Annotated in this window: 14 protein-coding genes; 4 read left to right on the top strand and 10 right to left on the bottom strand. The window is 69.8% G+C overall.

The window, feature by feature from the left end:
- The first annotated feature begins 477 nt into the window (after positions 1 to 477).
- Together A9G05_RS00005 and A9G05_RS00010 are read left to right on the top strand one after the other, a co-directional pair.
- A complete protein-coding gene (locus A9G05_RS00005; protein ID WP_069559024.1) occupies positions 478 to 1,863 on the top strand; it encodes a GntP family permease in 1,386 nt (461 codons plus the stop codon).
- Positions 1,864 to 1,999: 136 nt separating this feature from the next.
- Positions 2,000 to 3,562, top strand: coding sequence for an acyl CoA:acetate/3-ketoacid CoA transferase (locus A9G05_RS00010; RefSeq protein WP_069559025.1), 1,563 nt, complete (start codon positions 2,000 to 2,002; stop codon positions 3,560 to 3,562).
- 763 nt (positions 3,563 to 4,325) lie between these two features.
- Here the strand turns inward: A9G05_RS00010 and speB are convergent.
- On the bottom strand, positions 4,326 to 5,288 hold the full coding sequence (gene speB / locus A9G05_RS00015) for an agmatinase (RefSeq protein WP_069559026.1): 963 nt from the start codon (positions 5,286 to 5,288) through the stop codon (positions 4,326 to 4,328).
- 43 nt (positions 5,289 to 5,331) lie between these two features.
- Entirely contained in the window at positions 5,332 to 6,405 is a 1,074-nt protein-coding gene (locus A9G05_RS00020) for a polyamine ABC transporter substrate-binding protein (protein WP_069559027.1), read from the bottom strand.
- Positions 6,406 to 6,515: 110 nt separating this feature from the next.
- Here A9G05_RS00020 and A9G05_RS00025 point away from each other — a divergent pair, with 110 nt between their 5' ends.
- A complete protein-coding gene (locus tag A9G05_RS00025; protein ID WP_069559028.1) occupies positions 6,516 to 7,424 on the top strand; it encodes a LysR family transcriptional regulator in 909 nt (302 codons plus the stop codon).
- Positions 7,425 to 7,658: 234 nt separating this feature from the next.
- Here the strand turns inward: A9G05_RS00025 and A9G05_RS00030 are convergent, their stop codons facing one another.
- The 3 genes from A9G05_RS00030 to A9G05_RS00040 are packed head-to-tail and all read right to left on the bottom strand — an operon-like array spanning position 7,659 to position 10,950.
- Entirely contained in the window at positions 7,659 to 9,008 is a 1,350-nt protein-coding gene (locus A9G05_RS00030; RefSeq protein WP_171902693.1) for a glutamine synthetase family protein, read from the bottom strand.
- Between the two features lie 51 nt (positions 9,009 to 9,059).
- Complete coding sequence (locus tag A9G05_RS00035) at positions 9,060 to 9,617, bottom strand: helix-turn-helix domain-containing protein (protein WP_069559030.1); 558 nt, start codon at positions 9,615 to 9,617, stop codon at positions 9,060 to 9,062.
- Positions 9,618 to 9,660: 43 nt separating this feature from the next.
- Positions 9,661 to 10,950, bottom strand: a complete 1,290-nt coding sequence (locus A9G05_RS00040) for an FAD-binding oxidoreductase (protein WP_069559031.1) — start codon at positions 10,948 to 10,950, stop codon at positions 9,661 to 9,663.
- Between the two features lie 205 nt (positions 10,951 to 11,155).
- On the opposite strand from A9G05_RS00040, the gene A9G05_RS00045 reads away from it, so the two are divergent.
- A complete protein-coding gene (locus tag A9G05_RS00045) occupies positions 11,156 to 11,692 on the top strand; it encodes a tetratricopeptide repeat protein (protein ID WP_069559032.1) in 537 nt (178 codons plus the stop codon).
- Positions 11,693 to 11,775: 83 nt separating this feature from the next.
- Here the strand turns inward: A9G05_RS00045 and A9G05_RS00050 are convergent, their stop codons facing one another.
- The 5 genes from A9G05_RS00050 to A9G05_RS00070 form a co-directional block, all read right to left on the bottom strand.
- A complete protein-coding gene (locus A9G05_RS00050; protein ID WP_069559033.1) occupies positions 11,776 to 13,734 on the bottom strand; it encodes a PhoX family phosphatase in 1,959 nt (652 codons plus the stop codon).
- A 37-nt stretch (positions 13,735 to 13,771) separates the two neighbouring features.
- Entirely contained in the window at positions 13,772 to 14,593 is an 822-nt protein-coding gene (locus tag A9G05_RS00055; protein WP_069559034.1) for an energy transducer TonB, read from the bottom strand.
- A complete protein-coding gene (tolR, locus tag A9G05_RS00060; RefSeq protein WP_044412031.1) occupies positions 14,590 to 15,036 on the bottom strand; it encodes a protein TolR in 447 nt (148 codons plus the stop codon). The genes A9G05_RS00055 and tolR overlap by 4 nt, the downstream gene beginning before the upstream one ends.
- An 8-nt stretch (positions 15,037 to 15,044) precedes the next feature.
- A complete protein-coding gene (tolQ, locus tag A9G05_RS00065; RefSeq protein ID WP_069559035.1) occupies positions 15,045 to 15,749 on the bottom strand; it encodes a protein TolQ in 705 nt (234 codons plus the stop codon).
- Positions 15,750 to 15,821: 72 nt separating this feature from the next.
- On the bottom strand, positions 15,822 to 17,750 hold the full coding sequence (locus A9G05_RS00070; protein WP_069559036.1) for a phytase: 1,929 nt from the start codon (positions 17,748 to 17,750) through the stop codon (positions 15,822 to 15,824).
- Positions 17,751 to 17,768 lie beyond the last annotated feature (18 nt).

Raw genomic sequence — 17,768 nt, forward strand, 5'->3', positions numbered from 1 at the left:
GGTGGTGCCCCGGGCTGAAGCCCGGGCTACGGGTCAGTACGTCGGTGGATGGAGAAGTGGCATCCACCTCACGAAACTCACAGGCCGACGTAGGGTGGATCGCGCTTCATCGATCCACGCGGTGCGGGGTTGGTCGACGGGCAGGGCGTGCATTTACCTGCGGCCACGGTGTTTGGGGGCGGGCGCGGTGGTGGATGGGTAAAGCGCCATCCCCCCTACAACCCGGGGGCTCGGGTCAAGGGGCGTCCATATTTTTGGACATCACTCGAAATAGGCGTCCAACAAACAGGACACCGTCCACTCATGTGGACACCTGAATCGCTTCGCTCCCCTTCCTGCTAACGGCTCAAACCCACTACCAGCGCCTTCCCCAGGGCTTTTCAGCCCACCTGGCACAGCTTTCGCTCTATACCGGCAAAGGGCCGACCCAGGCCCGGCCGCTGCGGCGGTTCAAAACAACAACAAGAAGGAAATCCCATGGGTACCCTCGGAATCCTGCTGTCCCTCGCACTGCTGATGTTCCTGGCCTACCGCGGCTACAACGTGTTGATCCTGGCGCCGCTGATGGCGCTGCTGGCGGTGCTGTTCGCCGGTGATGCAGCGTTGATGCTGCCCACCTACACCCAGGTGTTCATGAAGTCCCTGGGCGGCTACCTGATCCAGTTCTTCCCACTGTTCCTGCTCGGCGCCATCTTCGGCAAGTTGATGGACGACTCCGGCTCGGCCCGCGCCATTGCCCAGGGCATCGTCACCCGGCTGGGGCGCGAGCGGGCCATCCTCGCCATCGTGCTGGCCTGCGGGCTGCTGACCTACGGCGGCGTGTCGCTGTTCGTGGTGGCCTTCGCCGTGTACCCCATCGGCACCGCGCTGTTCCGCGAGGCGGGCATTCCCAAGCGCCTGCTGCCCGGCGCGATCGCCCTGGGTGCCTTCACCTTCACCATGACCGCCCTGCCCGGCACACCGGCGATCCAGAACGCCATCCCCAGCCCCTTCTTCGGCACCGACGCCTTCGCCGCGCCCATCCTCGGGCTGATCGGCGGGCTGCTCATGCTCGGCCTCGGCAGTTGGTGGCTCGCCGCCCAGGCCCGCAAGCTGATGGCCGCCGGCGAAGGCTACGGCAGCCACAAGGACGACCCCACCGAGCAGAGCGGCCTGCCGGTGACCGGCTTCTGGCTGGCGCTGCTGCCGATCCTGCTGGTGATCGCGCTGAACTTCCTGATGGCCAAGCAGGTGCTGCCCAACCTCGACACCAGCTACCTGGCCAAGCCCGAGTTCGGCGGCCTGCAGGACGCCAAGTCGGTGATCGGCATCTGGTCGATCATCGTCGCCCTCAGCGCGGCGGTGCTGCTGCTCATCGGCCTGCACTGGCGGCGCTGGGCGGACCTGAAGCAAAGCCTCAACGACGGCACCTTCGGCTCCATGCTGCCGATCCTCAACACCGCCTCCGAGGTGGGCTACGGCACGGTGATCGCCTCCCTGGCCGGCTTCGTGGTGATCCGCGACCTGGTGCTGAGCGTGCCGGGCAACCCGCTGGTGTCCGAGGCGGTGGCGGTGAACATCCTCGCCGGCATCACCGGCTCCGCCTCAGGCGGCATGTCCATCGCCCTCAAGACCCTTGGCGCGCAGTACCTGGAGATGGCCAACGCCGCCGGCATCAGCCCCGAGCTGCTGCACCGGGTCGCCGCCATGGCTTCCGGCTGCATGGACACCCTGCCCCACAACGGCGCGGTGATCTCGCTGCTGGCCATCTGCAAGCTGACCCACCGCGATTCCTACAGATTCATCTTCATGAACACGGTGATCTTCCCCCTGCTGGCCCTGGTGGTGGTGATCACCCTCGGCAGCCTGTTCGGCAGCTTCTGATGAGTAGCCCGTGGGAGCGAATTCATTCGCGATGCGGCCCGCAGGGGCGCCCCGGGTCCGCTGCGCGACCCTTCGCGGCTGAAGCCGCTCCCACGGGTGAAGCAGGCAGCCCCCAATTCCACGCTCGAGGTACGACATGAGCAAAGTGATGAGCGCCGCCGAGGCGGTGGCGCGTATCCCCGACAACGCCCACCTGGCCACCGGCGGCTTCGTCGGCATCGGTTTCGCCGAGGCCATCGCCATCGCCCTGGAGCAGCGCTTCCAGGCCGAGCAGGCGCCGCGCGACCTGACCCTGGTCTACGCCGCCGGCCAGGGTGACGGCAAGGGCCGGGGCCTCAACCACCTGGCCCACGAAGGGCTGGTGCGCCGCGTGATCGGTGGCCACTGGGGGCTGGTGCCGGGGTTGCAGAAGCTGGCGGTGGAGAACCGCATCGAGGCCTACAACCTGCCCCAGGGGGTGATCTCCCAGCTGTTCCGCGACATCGCCGCCGGCAAGCCGGGGCAGTTGTCGCGGGTGGGCCTGGGCACCTTCGTCGACCCCGAGCACGGCGGCGGCAAGCTCAACGCGCGCACCACCGAGGAGCTGGTGCGCCGCATGCCCCTCGACGGCGAGGACTACCTCTTCTACAAGACCTTCCCCATCCACGTCGGGGTGGTGCGCGCCACCAGCGCGGACGAGGACGGCAACCTGACCATGGAGCGCGAGGCGCTGACCATCGAGAGCCTGGCCATCGCCATGGCCGCACGCAATTCCGGCGGGCTGGTGATCGCCCAGGTGGAGCGGGTTGTCGCCCGTGGCTCGCTCAACCCGCGCCAGGTGAAGATTCCCGGCATCCTCGTCGACTGCGTGGTGGTGGCCGCGCCGGAGCACCACCAGCAGACCTTCGCCACCGCCTACAACCCGGCCTTCGCCGCCGAGGTGCGGGTGCCCGAGGGTAGCCTGCAGCCGATGCCGCTGGACCTGCGCAAGCTGATCGCCCGCCGCGCCGCGCTGGAACTCAAGCCCGGCGCGGTGGTGAACCTGGGTATCGGCATGCCCGAGGGCGTGGCGGCGGTAGCGGCGGAAGAAGGGGTGATCGACCTGCTCACCCTCACCGCCGAGCCCGGGGTGATCGGCGGCGTGCCGGCCTCGGGCCTGGACTTCGGCGCGGCCTGCAACCACAGCGCGCTGATCGACCAGCCCTACCAGTTCGACTTCTACGACGGCGGCGGCCTGGACCTCGCCTTCCTCGGCCTGGCCCAGGCGGATGCGGCGGGCAACCTCAACGTGTCGAAGTTCGGCACGCGGCTGGCCGGCGCCGGAGGCTTCATCAACATCAGCCAGAACGCCAAGGCGGTGGTCTTCGTCGGCACCTTCACCGCCGGCCCGCAGGACATCCGCATCGAGAACGGCGCCCTGCGCATCGTGCAGGACGGCGCGCTGCGCAAGTTCGTGCGCGAGGTTGAGCACCGCACCTTCGCCGGCCGCCTCGCCGCCGAAGCCGGCAAGCCGGTGCTCTACGTCACCGAGCGCTGCGTGTTCCGCCTGACCACCGAGGGCCTGGAGTTGATCGAGGTCGCGCCGGGCGTGGACATCGAGCGCGACATCCTTGCCCGCATGGACTTCCGCCCCCTCGTCGACAAACCCCAACTGATGGATGCGCGTCTGTTCCAGGACCCCCGCCTGGGCCTGCGCGCCATGATCGACAGTTGTGCGTGAAACCACGGGCCCACCCTTGGGCCCGTGGCTTTTTTCAGGTGCATCCCGTAACACCCCGTGGGAGCGGCTTCAGCCGCGATGCTCGTGCTTCACCTCGTTCGCGACTGAATTCGCACCCACCGAGCCAGAGCGCTCCGTAGCCCGGGCTTCAGCCCGGGAATCCCTCCGGCTGGTACCAACCTCGTAGGAGCGAGCTCTGCTCGCGAACGCCCACCCCAGGCAGCACCGCCGGTCCCGGACTGAAGTCCGGGCTACAGGTGGCCACCCTGAGGGAGCAGCTTCAGCCGCGATGCTCTTGCTTCACCTCGTTCGCGAATGAATTCGCTCACACCGAGCCAGGGCACTCCGTAGCCCGGGCTTCAGCCCGGGAATCCCACCGGCTGGCACCAACCCCGCAGGAGCGAGCTCTGCTCGCGAACGCCCATCCCCGGCACCACCGCCGTCCCCGGACTGAAGTCCGGGCTACAGGCGGCCACCCTGTGGGAGCGGCTTCAGCCGCGATGCTCTTGCTTTACCTCGTTCGCGAATGAATTCGCTCACACCGTGCCAGGGCACTCCGTAGCCCGGGCTTCAGCCCGGGAATCCCACCGGCTGGCACCAACCCCGCAGGAGCGAGCTCTGCTCGCGAACGCCCATCCCCGGCACCACCGCCGTCCCCGGACTGAAGTCCGGGCTACAGGTGGCCACCCTGTGGGAGCGGCTTCAGCCGCGATGCTCTTGCTTTACCTCGTTCGCGAATGAACTCGCTCCCTCAGTGCCGCGCCTATCGCTCGCCCACCTTATGCCGCGCGGCATACAGGCAGATCATCTCCATCGCCAGGGTGGCGCCGGCCAGGGCGGTGACTTCGGCGTTGTCGTAGGGCGGCGCCACTTCCACCACGTCCATGCCCACCAGATTGATGCCGCGCAGGCCACGGAGGATTTCCAGCGCCTGGTGGCTGGAGAGCCCGCCGCACACCGGGGTGCCTGTGCCGGGGGCGAAGGCCGGGTCGAGGCAGTCGATGTCGAAGGTCAGGTACACCGGGTTGTCTCCCACTCGCGCGCGGATGCGCTCGGCGATCTGCTCCGGGGTGTGGCGGTGCACCTCGCGGGCGTCCAGCACCTGGAAGCCCATCACGTCGTCGTTGGTGGTGCGCAGGCCGATCTGCACCGAGCGCGCCGGGTCCACCAGGCCCTCGCGGGCGGCGTGGAAGAACATCGTCCCGTGGTCGATGCGCTGGCCCTCTTCGTCCGGCCAGGTGTCGCTGTGGGCGTCGAAGTGGATCAGCGACAGCGGCCCGTGCTTGGCGGCGTGGGCCTTGAGCAGCGGGTAGCTGATGAAGTGGTCGCCGCCCAGGGTGAGCATCGCCGCGCCGGCCTCGAGGATGTGCGCGGCGTGGGCCTGGATCGCCTCCGGCGTGTGCTGCGGCGTGCCGTGGTCGAAGGCGCAGTCGCCGTAGTCGATCACCGCCAGGTGGTCGAAGGGGTCGAACTCCCAGGGAAAATGCCGCGCCCAGGCCATCTGCACCGAGGCGGCGCGGATGGCGCGGGGCCCGAAGCGGCTGCCGGGGCGGTTGGTGGTGGCGGTGTCGAAGGGCACCCCGCTCACCACCAGGTCGACGCCGGCAAGGTCGCGGCTGTAGCGCCGGCGCATGAAGCTGGTGATGCCGGCGTAGGTGGCTTCGGCGGCCGTGCCCAGCAGGCTCGGCCGGGTGATGGCCTGGTCGTTGTCGTAGGCGTGTTCCATGTCATCGGGCTCCATCGGTGGGGTGTTTCCCGTCTGCGCGGGTTCAGTACTGGGTGCGGAAGCGCGTCCAGAGGCGGGTGCGCTCGCGCTGCTGCTTGAGGGTCAGTTCCTGCTCGCCGAACAGGCGGTCGCGCACGGCCTGGGGCGGGTAGATGTCCGGGTCGTTGGCCACCGCCGGGTCCAGCAGCGGCGTGGCGGCCTGGTTGGCGTTGGCGAAGAACTGGCTGTTGGTCAGCTCGGCGATGGCCTCGGGGCGCAGCATCCAGTCGATGAAGGCATGGGCCGCCTTGGGGTGCGGCGCGTCGGCGGGGATGGCCAGGGTGTCGAACCAGATCAGCGTACCCTCGCGGGGGATGCGGTAGACCACCTCGAAGGGCATCTTCGTCTCGCGGGCCTGCCCGGCGGCGATGATGGCGTCGCCGCTGTAGGTCAGCGCCAGGCAGATCTCGCCATTGGCCAGGTCGTTGATGTGCTTGCCGGTGCCGACGTAGCGCAGGTTCGGCTGCAGCGCGGTGAGCAGCTCATGGACCGCCGCGAGGTCGGCCTTGGCGGAGCTGTAGGGGTCCTTGCCGAGGTAGTGCAGGGCCACGCTGATGACCTCCTGGGGCGAGTCGATCACGGCGATGCCGCAGTCCTTCAGGCGGCTGGCGTACTCGGGCTTGAACAGCAGTTCGAGGCTGTTCAGCGGTGCGTCGGGGATGCGCTTCTGCACCGCGTCGCGGTTCAGCCCCAGGCCGATGGTGCCCCAGGTGTAGGGCACGCCGAAGCGGTTGCCGGGGTCGACGCTGGCGAGCTTGGCCAGCAGCTGCGGGTCGAGGTTGGCGTAGTGCTGCAATTGCCCGCGCTGCACCGCATTGGCCTTGATCGCCCGCGCCAGGCCGCTGCTGGCGGGGAACACCACGTCATAGCCGCTGCCGCCGGTCATCAGCTTGGCGTCGAGGGCTTCGGCGCTGTCGAAGATGTCGTACTTCACCCGGATGCCGGTCTCGGCCTTGAAGCGCTCCAGCGCCTGGGGCGGGATGTAGGCGGACCAACTGTAGAGGTTCAGCTCCCGGTCCTGCCCCTGGGCGGGCAGGACGCAGGCGGCGAGCAGGGCGAACAACAGGGAAAGGCGCATGGCGAAAGCTCCCGGAGCGGTGATGGGGCGATCCTGCGCCGGGCTTTGCTTCGGATAAATATGAAGTGTTCTACTTTGGCATCGCTCGCCATCGATGTTTGGAGAATCCCATGCTCGCCCAACTCCAGGATCTGGACCTGCAACTGCTCAGGCTGTTCGTCACCGTGGTCGAAAGCGGCGGCTTCAGCGCCGCCCAGGGCGCGCTGGGGGTGGGCCAGTCCACCATCAGCACGCAGATGGCCAAGCTGGAGACGCGCCTGGGCTTTCGCCTGTGCGAGCGCGGCAAGGCCGGCTTCCGCCTGACGCCCAAGGGCGAGCAGGTGCTGGCGGCCACACGGCGGCTGTTCGGCGCCATCGAGACCTTCAAGGGCGAGGCGCGGGGCATGGCCGACATGCTCCTGGGCGAGCTGCGCATCGGCCTCTCCGAAGCCCTCGACGATGCCGTGATGCAGCGCCTGGCCGACGCCATCCGGCGCTTCCGCTCGCGCCGCCAGGCAGTGCGCATCGAGCTGCTCAGCGCCATGCCCGCCGAACTGGAGCGGCGCCTGCTGCAGGACCAGTTGCACCTGGCCATCGGCTACTTCTCCGGCAACCAGCAGGCGCTGGAGCACCGGCCGCTGTTCGTCGAGGAGCAGCTGCTGTTCTGCGGCGCCGGGCACCCGCTGTTCGACCGCACGCGCGTGACCGAGAGCGACCTGCGCCACTGCGACCGGGTGCTGCACCCCTACCGCTTCATCGGCGAGGCCGAGCCCTTCCAGTCCGCCGCCAGCAGCGCGGTCACCGAGCAGGTGGAAGGCACCCTGGCGCTGATCCTCTCCGGTGCCCACATCGGCTACCTGCCCCGCCACATCGCCGCGCCCTGGGAGACACGCGGGCAACTCCGCGCCCTGCTCCCCGAGCGTCTGGGCTTCGACGTGGAATTCCGCCTCACCCACCACCGCGGCCGTGAACCCAGCGAAGCGCAGCAGGCGTTCGTCGAAGACCTGCTGGCCGCCTTTGGCGGGGTGGACCGGGCGTAGGGGAACCACGCTGCATCGGCCCACCATTCGGGGCCATGGCGAGCGCCGCTGGTGGATGGAAAGAGCGCCATCCACCCTACGCCCCGACCAGCGACGTGCCGGCGTGTAGGGGCGAGCTCTGCTCGCGAAAGACGTAGGGTTGGACCACGCTTCACCGGTCCACCGTGCGGGGTCATGGCGAGCGCCATGGATGGATGGGAAGCGCGCCACCCACCCCGCACCCGGCGCGTCCCGCTACAGGTACCAGCGGTATTCCCGGGCGCTGACTTCGTTCATGAAGTCGAGGTACTCCTGGCGCTTGTTCTCGCAATAGACCATGACGAATTCGCTGCCCAGGCCCTGGTTGACCACGGGGTGGTCGCGCATGGCGGCGACGGCGGTGAGCATGTCCGTGGGGAAGTCGATGCCGCTGGAGCGGTCTTCGTTGAGCGGTGCGATGGGGTCGCGGGCGGCGTCGAGGCCGTGCTCCATGCCGGTGAGGATGGCCGCCAGCACCAGGTAGGGGTTGGCGTCGGCGCCGGCCAGGCGGTGTTCGATGCGCAGGTTGCGGCCGTCTGATTCGGGGATGCGGATGCATGCGTCGCGGTCTTCGAAGCCCCAACTGGCGCGGCTGGCGGCGTTGACCATGGCGCCGTAGCGACGGAAGGCGTTGTGGTTGGCGGCGAAGATCGGCATGCAGTGGGGCAGCAGGTCCAGGCAGCCGGCCACGGCGTGACGCAGCGGGCGCTGGCCCTGGGCGTCCAGCAGGTTGTGGCCGTCGCGGTCGTAGAGGCTGACGTGTACGTGCATGCCACTGCCCGGCGCCTGCAGGTAGGGCTTGCTCATGAAGCTGGCGCGCAGGCCGTGCTTGAGGGCCACGCCACGGGTGCTGCGGCAGAACAGGGCGGCCCAGTCGGCGGCCTGGAGGCCGTCGTCGCAGTGGCCGAAGTTGATCTCGAACTGGCCGGGGCCGAGCTCGGCGGTGATGACGTTGGCGGCCACGCCCTGTTCGTTGGCGGCGTCGACCATTTCGTGGAGCACGCTGGAGAAGCGCGAGAGGCGCTCGATGTGCATGTTCGGCTGATCGTCCTCGTCCTCGCACAGCGGGTCACGGGGGAAGCGCGGCAGGCCGGCGTCGAGCTTGCGGTCGAACAGGTAGAACTCCAGCTCGAAGGCCACCACCGGGCGGATGCCGCGCCGTTCCAGGCGCTGCAGCACGCGGGCGAGCACTTCACGGGGTTCGAATTCGATGGGTGCTTCGGTGCCGTCGGAGGTGATCAGCATCTGCCCCAGGGGCTCCTTCTCCCAGCGCACCGGCACCAGGGTGCCCGGCACCAGGCGGCGCGGGGCGTCCGGGTCGCCGTCGGCGAAGCAGTAATCGCCGATGGGGTACAGCCCGCCCTGGGTGCCCAGCAGCACGCAGTTCTGCGGGACCTTCAGCGGGCCGCCGGCGGCCACCTTCTCCAGCATGTCGATGGGGTAGCGCTTGCCGTAGAAGTGCCCGGGGATGTCCAGGCAGATGAGGTCGACGTAGCGGATGTCCGGGTGACGTTCGCGGAAGGCGCGGACTTCGCTGAGCAGATCGGGGTGTCTTGTTGTTGTCATCACTGCGGTCCTGCATGGGAAAGAGGTGTTCAGGGGAGAAGCCGCCGGGTGTCAGGTGAAGACCCAGAGCACCCGCGTCGGCCGTTCGGTGAGGTTGGCGTAGCGGAACTGCGCATGGGGCGGTAGCTGGAAGCTGTCGTTGGCCTGGAGGGTCACCGGCTCGGCGTCGTCGCCGTACCAGAGCGTCAGCTCGCCTTCGAGGACGAAACCACCCTGCTCGGAGCTGTCGTCCAGGTGCCCTTCGCCACTGGTGGCGCCGGGCTCCAGGTGGCTTTCGAGCATGGAGAAGCCGCCGGACATGGTCGGCGAGGCCAGCACGTCGGTGATGCCGCCGGCGTAGTAGAGGGTGCGGCGCTCGTCGGGGCGGGTGATCCAGGGGATCTCGCGGGGCTTGCTGAGGCTGTAGAAGTAGGTGGTCGGCACCCCCAGCGCTTCGCTGATGGCGGTGAGGTCGGCCACCGTGGGGCGCGAGAGGCCGCGCTCGACCTGGGAGAGGAAGCCCACCGAGCGGTCGATGCGGGTGGCCAGGTCGCCCAGGGTCACGTTCTTGTGCTTGCGCAGGTCGCGGATGAGGATCGCGAGGCCTTCGATTTCGTCTTGCTTGTCCATCTGGAATCTCCGTGGTGCCCGCCGGGTGCCGGCAGGCAGCCCTTCAGATCAGGTCGCGCAGGCGGTAGTACGCCTTGCCGATGGCCTCCAGCGGTGGCGCCAGCAATGCGCCACCGGGGAAGCCGGGGTTGTTCAGGCGCTGGTAGAGCCCCAGCAGGCGGTCGTCACCGAGGATGGCGTCGGCCACGGCGCGGGCACCGGCCAGGGTCGGCAGCACGCCGTGCCCGGAGAAGCCCTGCAGCCAGTAGCGCTGGCCCGTGCGGCCGATGTCGGGGGTGCGCTTCATGCTGCAGTCCAGGTGCCCGCCCCAGCCGTACTCGATGCCCACGCCACGCAACTGCGGGAAGACCCGCTCCAGGTGCGGCCGGGTGGCGGCCGCTACGTCCCTGGGCAGGCCGCCCAGGTAGGTGCAGCCACCGCCGAAGAGCAGGCGGTTGTCGGGGGTGAGGCGGAAATAGTCGGGGACGAACTGGTTGTCGATCACGCAACTGTTGCGCGGCAGCAGGGAGCGCGCCAGCGCCGGGTCCAGCGGCTCGGTGGCGACCTGGTAGGAGCCCACCGGCAGCACGCGCCGGGCCAGGGCCGGGTCGAGGCGATCGATGTAGGCGTTGCAGGCCAGCACCAGCACGTCGGCGCGCACTTCGCCCTCTGGGGTTCGCACGCTGTAGCCCTCGCCGCGGGCGCGGTACTCCAGGGCCTGGGTCTGTTCGAAGATGCGCCCGCCAGCCGCTTCCAGGGCATTGGCCAGGCCGTGGGCCAGCTTCAGCGGGTCGAGGTGGCCGGCCTCGGGGTCGTAGAGGGCGGCCTGGTAGCGCGGGCTGCCGATCCATTCGGGCAGTTCGTCGCGTTCGATGACGCGCAAGGCGTCGTAGCCCCACTTCGCTTCGGCCTCGCGCTGGGCCTCGTGCAACTGGCCGACCCGGCGCGGCAGCACGGCCGCCCACAGGCTGCCGCTGCGGTAGTCCACCTCGAAGCCGTGGCGGGTGGGCAGCTCGCGGATCTCCTCGGCGGCCCAGCGCATGCTGTCCCACAACTGGCGGGCGCCGTCGACGCCGAGCGCCTTCTCCAGCGGGGGCATGTCGCAGGACCAGCCCAGCAAGGCCTGCCCGCCGTTGCGCCCGGAGGCCGCCCAGGCCAGCCGGCTGGCTTCCAGCAGCACCACGCGCTTGCCGGCCAGGGCCAGGCGCAGGGCGGTGTGCAGGCCGCTGAAGCCGCCGCCGACCACCACCACGTCACAGTCCTGGCTCGCCTGCAGGCGCGGGCGCAGCGGAATGGAGCCGGGGAAGGCGGCGGCGTACCAGGTACCGACATGCTGGGCGGATTGCTTGAACATGGGGGCCTCGTGAAATTTTGTAGATTTAATTTCATGAAAATCTATCCAATAAATTTCACAAAGCCAACCCCGAGCCGGCAACCGACGAGAACCCTTTCACGCGGGGCCGGTCCCACTGGCGGCAACACCTTGAAGCACGGCCGGAAGCCGATCACCCTGTACGCCCGGCGCCGCCGCCCATCCCTGCCCTGGCCGAGGAGCCTCCATGCGTCCGTCACTGTCCCGCCTGTCCGTCCCGCTGCTGGCCGCCGTCCTGCTGGCCGGCTGCACCCACACCGCCAAGACACCGGAGCGCCCTGCCGAGCCGCAGGCACCGGCCAACGTCATCCGCGAGACGCCGCCCAGCGAGCAAGAGGTGCTGCAGGTGCAGGCCCAGCGCGGCGACCCGGAGAGCCAGTTCAAGCTGGGCAGCCACTTCTTCGTGGCCAAGGACTACCGCCAGGCCCAGTACTGGTGGGCCCGCGCCGCCGACCAGGGCCACGCCATGGCGGCGGTGAGCCTGGCCTTTCTCTACACCGGCCGCAACGACCCAGCCCTGGCCAACCAGCCGGAGATGCTGCGCTACCTGAATCAGTCCGCTGCCGCCGGCAACCCCATGGCCCAGCACGTGCTCGGCAGCCTGTACCTGCGGGGCGAAGGCGTACCGCGCGACCCGGACCAGGCCCGCCGCCTGTACCGGGCGGCCTGCGCCCAGCACTACGAGGCCAGTTGCAAGGCGGTGCAGGCGCTGCCGGGCGATTGAGGGCAAGCAGGATGTGCAAATGGCGCTTGCCGTTGCATGGCTTGCCAGTTCGTTGCCGAGCTATGCCGGGGACCTGAGGCCCTTCAACTGCCGATCACGCCGCCGTCGTTCTTGGTGATGAGCACGGTGGTGGAGCGCGGGCGGCTCTTGCCGTCGCTGGCGGGGTAGCTGATGCCGGGGTGCTGGATGTTGACCCACATGCTGCGGCCGTCCGGGGTGAAGGTGATGCCGGTCAGCTCGCAGCCACGCGGGCCGACGAGGAAGCGGCGCACCTCGCGGGTCCTGGGGTCGGCGCAGAGCAACTGGTTGCAGCCGATGCGCGCCATGGCCGGCTCGATGTCGTCGAAGTCGGTCTCGATCCACAGGCGGCCGGCGGGGTCGAAGGCCAGGCCATCCGGGGAGGAGAAGGCGTCGCCGTTGATGGTGCCGATGAGGTTGGCCGGCACCGGCTGGCCCTTGTCGTCCCTGGCGCCCTGGGGCTCGCCGGCGAGCAGGAAGATCTCCCATTCGAAGGTGGTGGCGGTGGGGTCGCCGCCCGCCTCGTTCCAGCGCAGGATCTGCCCGTGCAGGTTGTGCGGGCGCGGGTTGGCGGCGTTCACCGGCTTCTTGGTGCCGCGCTCGTCGTTGTTGGTGAGGGTGACGTAGACCTCGCGGGTCTCCGGGTGCGCGGCCACCCACTCGGGGCGGTCCATGGGCGTGGCGCCGAGAACGTCACCGGCGGCACGAGCATTGAGCAGCACCTCGGCCTGGCTGGGGAAGCCGTTCTCGGCGGTGAGGTCGTTCTGCCCGTGCACCAGGGCCAGCCACTGGCCCTTGCCGTCGTCGTCGAAGCGGGCGACGTAGAGGGTGCCGTCGTCCAGCAGGTCGCGGGCGGCCCTGGGGTTGGCGGCGTCGAAGCGGCCACTGGGTACGAACTTGTAGATGTACTCGCCCTTGGTGTCGTCGCCGTAGTAGTAGGCCATGCGCCCATCCTTGCCGAGTGACAGGGTGGAGCACTCGCGGCAGAAGCGGCCGACGGCGGTGCGCTTCTTCGGTTTGCTGGTGGGGTCGAAGGGGTCGATCTCCACCACCCAGCCGAAGCGGTTGGGCTCCTGCACATGGCCGTCGTGGGGCTGGTCGCGGTAGGGCGTGGCGTCAAAGCGGGGGTCGGCGGTCTCCCAGCCGTAGTTCTTGCTCAGCCCTTCCTTGGCGATGCCGTAGCGCTTGTGCGACACGCGCTGGGCATGGTCGGCCGCGTCGCGGTTGATGAAGTAGTTGTGCCAGTTCTCCTCGCAGGCGAGGTAGGTGCCCCAGGGGGTGACGCCCATGGAGCAGTTGTTGAGGGTGCCGATCACCTCCCGCCCGCTGGGGTCGGAGGCGGTCTTCATGGCGGCGTTGCCGGCCAGCGGGCCGCTGAGCTGCATGGGGGTGAGGGTGGAGATGCGGCGGTTGTAGCGCGAGCCGGCGACCCGCTGCCAGTGGCCGCTGCCGTCCTTCTTCACCTCGATGACGCTGACGCCGTGGGCGGCCTGCTCCTTCTTCACGTCCTCCACCTTGCGCTTGCCATCGACGTAGACGATGCCGGCGGCGTGCAGGGTGGGGTTGATGTACTCGTGGTTGATCACCAGCAGGCCGTGGTCGTTGGGCGCCTCCGGAAAGGGGAAGAAGTGCATGCCGTCGTGGTTGTCGCCGGCCTGCTTGAGCTGGTCTTCCCAGGTTTCGCTGGCGTCGCCCTTGAAGGCCGGGGCATCGGCGAGCACGGCATCGCCCCAGGAGAAGAACGGCCGGGCGCTGTAGCCCTCGGCGACGATGACCTGGTCGAATTTCGCATCGAACTGCTGGGGCACGCCCTTGAAGCCCAGCAGCGGGGTCTCGGCCAGGGTGCGGCAGGCGCTGATGCCGCCGCCGAAGAAGCCCAGAGCCGCGAGGGCCAGGCCGCCCTTGAGGACGTTGCGGCGGCCGGCATCGACCATCTGGTCCAGGGGGCGGTTGCCGCTGGGGTTGATGGCCACGTCGTCGTGGGCGGCCAGTGCGGCGTGGAAAGCGTCGTAGTCCCGGTTCATCACGTCTCTCTTCTGGTTATGCGCCGGCGCTGCGTGCTCAGCGTTCGATGCGGTAGTGGAAGGTGTTGCGCACGCCGGGCACGGCCACGGGCTGGCCGTTTTCGAGGCGCGGCTGGTAACGGAAAGTCTGCGCTGCGGCCAGTGACGGGCGGATGAACAGCGGGTGACAGTCGCCCACCACCTGCGGGTCCTCGACGCGGCCTTGCGGGTTGACCCGGTACTCCACCGTGCAGTCGCCCTGGATGCCCTTGTCGAGGGCGCGCTGGGGGTAGTCCGGCGCTTCCTTGGCGATCGGCAGGTACTGGCGGCTGTTGGCGGCGGCTTCGGCAGCGGCCTGGCGGGCACGCTCGGCAGCCTGGCGTTGCTGCTCCGCCTGGCGGGCCAGCTCCTGCTGGCGCTGCTGCTCGGCGGCGCGCTCGGCCTCCAGGCGCTGCTGTTCGCGGCGCCGGGTTTCCCGCTGCACCTGCTCCTGGCGCTGCTGTTCTTCCACGCGCTTGCGGGCCAGGGCGGCCTGCTCCAGCTTGCGCTGCTCGATTCGCGGGTCCACCTGCGGCTTCGGCGGTTCGAGCGGCGCCGGCGGCGGCTCCACCGGGGCGGGCTCGGCCACGGCCGGCTGCGCCGGCACCGGGGGCGCGGGGGCCGGTTCGGGCGTCGGCGCGGGCAGGCTGATGAGCTGGGTGGTGAGCACCCGCTGCACGGGCTCGGCGGGGCGCTCGGGGGCCCAGCCGGCCATCAGCAGCGCCAGCACGCCCAGGTGCAGGGCGAGGGCGCAGCCGGCGGCGAAGACGGTACGCCAGGTGCGGGCGCCGGGCAGCGGCAGGCGGAAGAGAGGCGCATCGCTCATGACCATCACGCTCATTGCGGCGCCTCGGTGATCAACCCGAGGTTGGCCACCCCGCCCTGCTGCAGCGCGGCCATGGCGGCCACCACCTTGCCGTAGCCGGCGTCCTGGTCGGCGCGGATGTACACCTGGGTGTCACCGCGCTCGGCGATCAGCGCGCCCACCTTGGCGGTCATTTCCTCCAGGGCCACGGCGCTGTCGGTCCGGTTTTCGGTGTCCAGCTCGGTGCCGAGGTTCCAGTAGTAGCCGCCGTCGGCCTGCACCGAGAGGGTGAGGATGCGTTGCTGGCTGTCACGGGGCAGCGCCTCGCTGGCCACCTTGGGCAGTTCGATCTTCACGCCCTGGGTGAGCATCGGTGCGGTGACCATGAAGATCACCAGCAGCACCAGCATCACGTCGATGTAGGGCACCACGTTCATTTCGGCCTTGGGGCCGTGCTTGCGCTGGGGGCGGACGAGCATGCTGCACCTCAGGCTGCGGCGGCGACGGGGTTGGCACCGGCCAGGCGACGTTGCAGGCGGCCCTGCAGTTCGTTGCCGAAGGCGTAGTAGCGCGCCACCAGGCCCTGGGCGCGGGCCGAGAAGCGATTGTAGGCGATCACCGCGGGGATGGCGGCGAACAGGCCGATGGCGGTGGCGATCAGCGCTTCGGCGATGCCCGGGGCGACGGTGGAGAGGGTCGCCTGCTGCACCTGGGACAGGCCGATGAAGGAATTCATGATCCCCCACACGGTGCCGAACAGGCCGATGTAGGGGCTGACCGAGCCGACGGTGGCGAGGAAGGTGAGGCCCTTCTCCAGGCGCTCTTCCTCCTCGGCGATGGCGACGTAAAGGCTGCGCTCGACACCGTCCACCACCCTCTCCGGGGCGATGCCCGGCTCGCGGCGCAGTTGGGCGAATTCCTGGTAGCCGGCCTGGAAGATGCGCTCCAGGGCGGCGTCCTCGTCCGGCTCGCCGTCCTTGCGCTGCAATAGGTTGAGGTCGGCGGTACCACGGAAGCGCGCCTGGAAGGCCTTGGCCTGCCGCTCGACGCGCGCCAGCAGGGTGCCGCGCTGGACGATCAGGTACCAACTGAACAGGGAGGCGAGCAGCAGGATCGCCATCACCCCTTTCACCAGCAGGCTGGCGTCGCTGATCAGGCCCCAGACGGTCATCTGTTCCAGTGTTGCGTGCATGGTTGGTTCCTCGTGTGGCCGGGCCCCGCAGGGCCCTATTCGATTACGCGGCGATGACGGATTGATGACAGCTCAGTGCAGACCCAGGGTCCGGGCCACCTCGGCCCAGGGCACGAACTTGAAGTTCTGGGTCTGCTCGGGCATGCGCTTGCGGCCGTCCTGCACCACCAGCATTCCCTGGTTCCAGGGGCCGCCGAGGTTGGCGGAGGTGACGTCCAGGCCGTCGGTCTCCGAGGCGCCGTCGATGCCGGCGGCGGCGTTGAGGCCGACGCGGAAGGCACCGCGCAGGGCGAAGGGCGGCTCGGCGTCGAGCACCACGTAGCTGTCGTTGCCCTGGCTGGAGATCACCAGGTAGTCGCGGGCCTCGCTCTGGTACAGGCCCAGGCCCTCGACGTCGGCGTGCAGCGTCTCGCCCACCTTCATCACCGACTTGAGGTCGGCGGGGGCGTCGGCGCGGGCGTCCAGGGCCCAGACGCCGACGTCCTCCTCGCCGATGAACAGGCGCTGGCGCTGGTCGTCGGCGACGCAGCCCTCGGGCTGGCTCTCGACGCGGAACTCGCGCACCAGTTGCCCGCTCGCCTCGCCGCTGGCGCCGTCCAGGCGGTACTGCAGGAAGCGCCCGTCCTTGCCGTTGGCGAAGGCGTAGAGCTCGCCGGAGGCCGGCTGGAACAGGCAGATGCCGTAGATCTCCTTGAGCGGGGTGCGCACCTCGCCGGCCGGCTTCACCTCGCCGGTGGTGCGGTCGATGGCGAACAGGCTGAGGCTGTTGCGGTCGCGGTTGCTGGCCACCGCCAGGTCGACCCGCTGGCCGCCGAGGGCGAAACCGGGGCGCACGTCGACGTTGTTCAGGCGGCCCACCGGCAGCTCCTGCAGCAGTTGGCCGTCGAGGCCGTAGACCAGCAGGCCCTGCTTCTTGTTGGTGCCGAGCACGCGGCTGGCGGCCGGGTCGTTGGGGTTGACCCAGATGGCCGGGTCGTCCGCCGCGTCGCCCTGGCGGCCCACCGGCTCGCTCTGGCGCAGGGCGGCGACGCTGGGCAGCACCGGCGGCAGGGCCACGGGCTGCGCCTGCCAGTCCAGGCGGCCCTGGTAGAGGCGCCCGCTGGCGTCGTCCTGCAACAGCAGGTCGGTGCCCTGGGCGCTGGCGGCGACGGCGATGCGCTCGGGCTCGTCCAGGCCGGGTAGCGCCAGGCTGGCCACTGCGTTCCAGGCCTCGCCCTGCTGCTGGTAGAGGTGCAGGCGGGCGGCGGCAGGGTCCAGCGCCAGCAGGCCGCCGGGGACCACGGCCAGGGCCCCGGCGCTTTTCGCCAGGCCGCCGAAGGGGGCGACCAGGTCCACCGGCACGCGGGCGCTGTCGGCTTCCGGGTGGGCCGGGTAGGCCCAGAGGCCGACGTGCTCTTCGTTGACGAACAGGCGGTTGGCGGCGTCGTCCACCTGGCAGTACTCGGCGGCCGGCGGCAGGGCCAGGCCGCGCACGCGCCGGGCCTCGGCATTCAGGCGCGGGCCTGCGCCCACCAGCCACTGCTCGCCATGGCCGTCCTCGCCCACCAGGAACAGGTAGAGGTTGCGGGCGTCGTCGCGGTACAGGCAGAGCCCGGCCACGGCGTAGTCGCGGGCCGGCAGTTGCAGCGGGCGGCCCCAGCGATGGGTGTCGGTGTCCAGGCTCACCAGGGTGGCCTGCTGGGTGGCGTTGTCGAGGCTGGCAACGATCACGCCCTTGGGGCCGGCGCTGCGCAGGTCGAGGCCGGAGTAGGAGCCGGGCAGGCGCGCCAGCTCGCGGCCTTCGCCGTCCAGCAGGAGCAGGCCGTTGCGCTCGCTGGCGGCCAGGCGCAGGGCGGAGCCGGGCAGCGGGCGCAGGTCGTCGGCCCTGACCTTGGCCGAGGCGCCCCAGGGGCTGAGGGCCAGTTGCAGGGCCTGGGCTTCGGCGGCCGGCTGCGGCTGGCAGGCGGCCAGGCCGAGCAGGGCGGCGAGCAGCAGGGGGTTGCGGGTGCGGGTGTGGGTCATCGGGCGGTTCCAGGCGAT

Source organism: Pseudomonas sp. ENNP23, from assembly GCF_001728945.1.
GTDB classification, from domain to species: Bacteria; Pseudomonadota; Gammaproteobacteria; order Pseudomonadales; family Pseudomonadaceae; genus Metapseudomonas; species Metapseudomonas otitidis.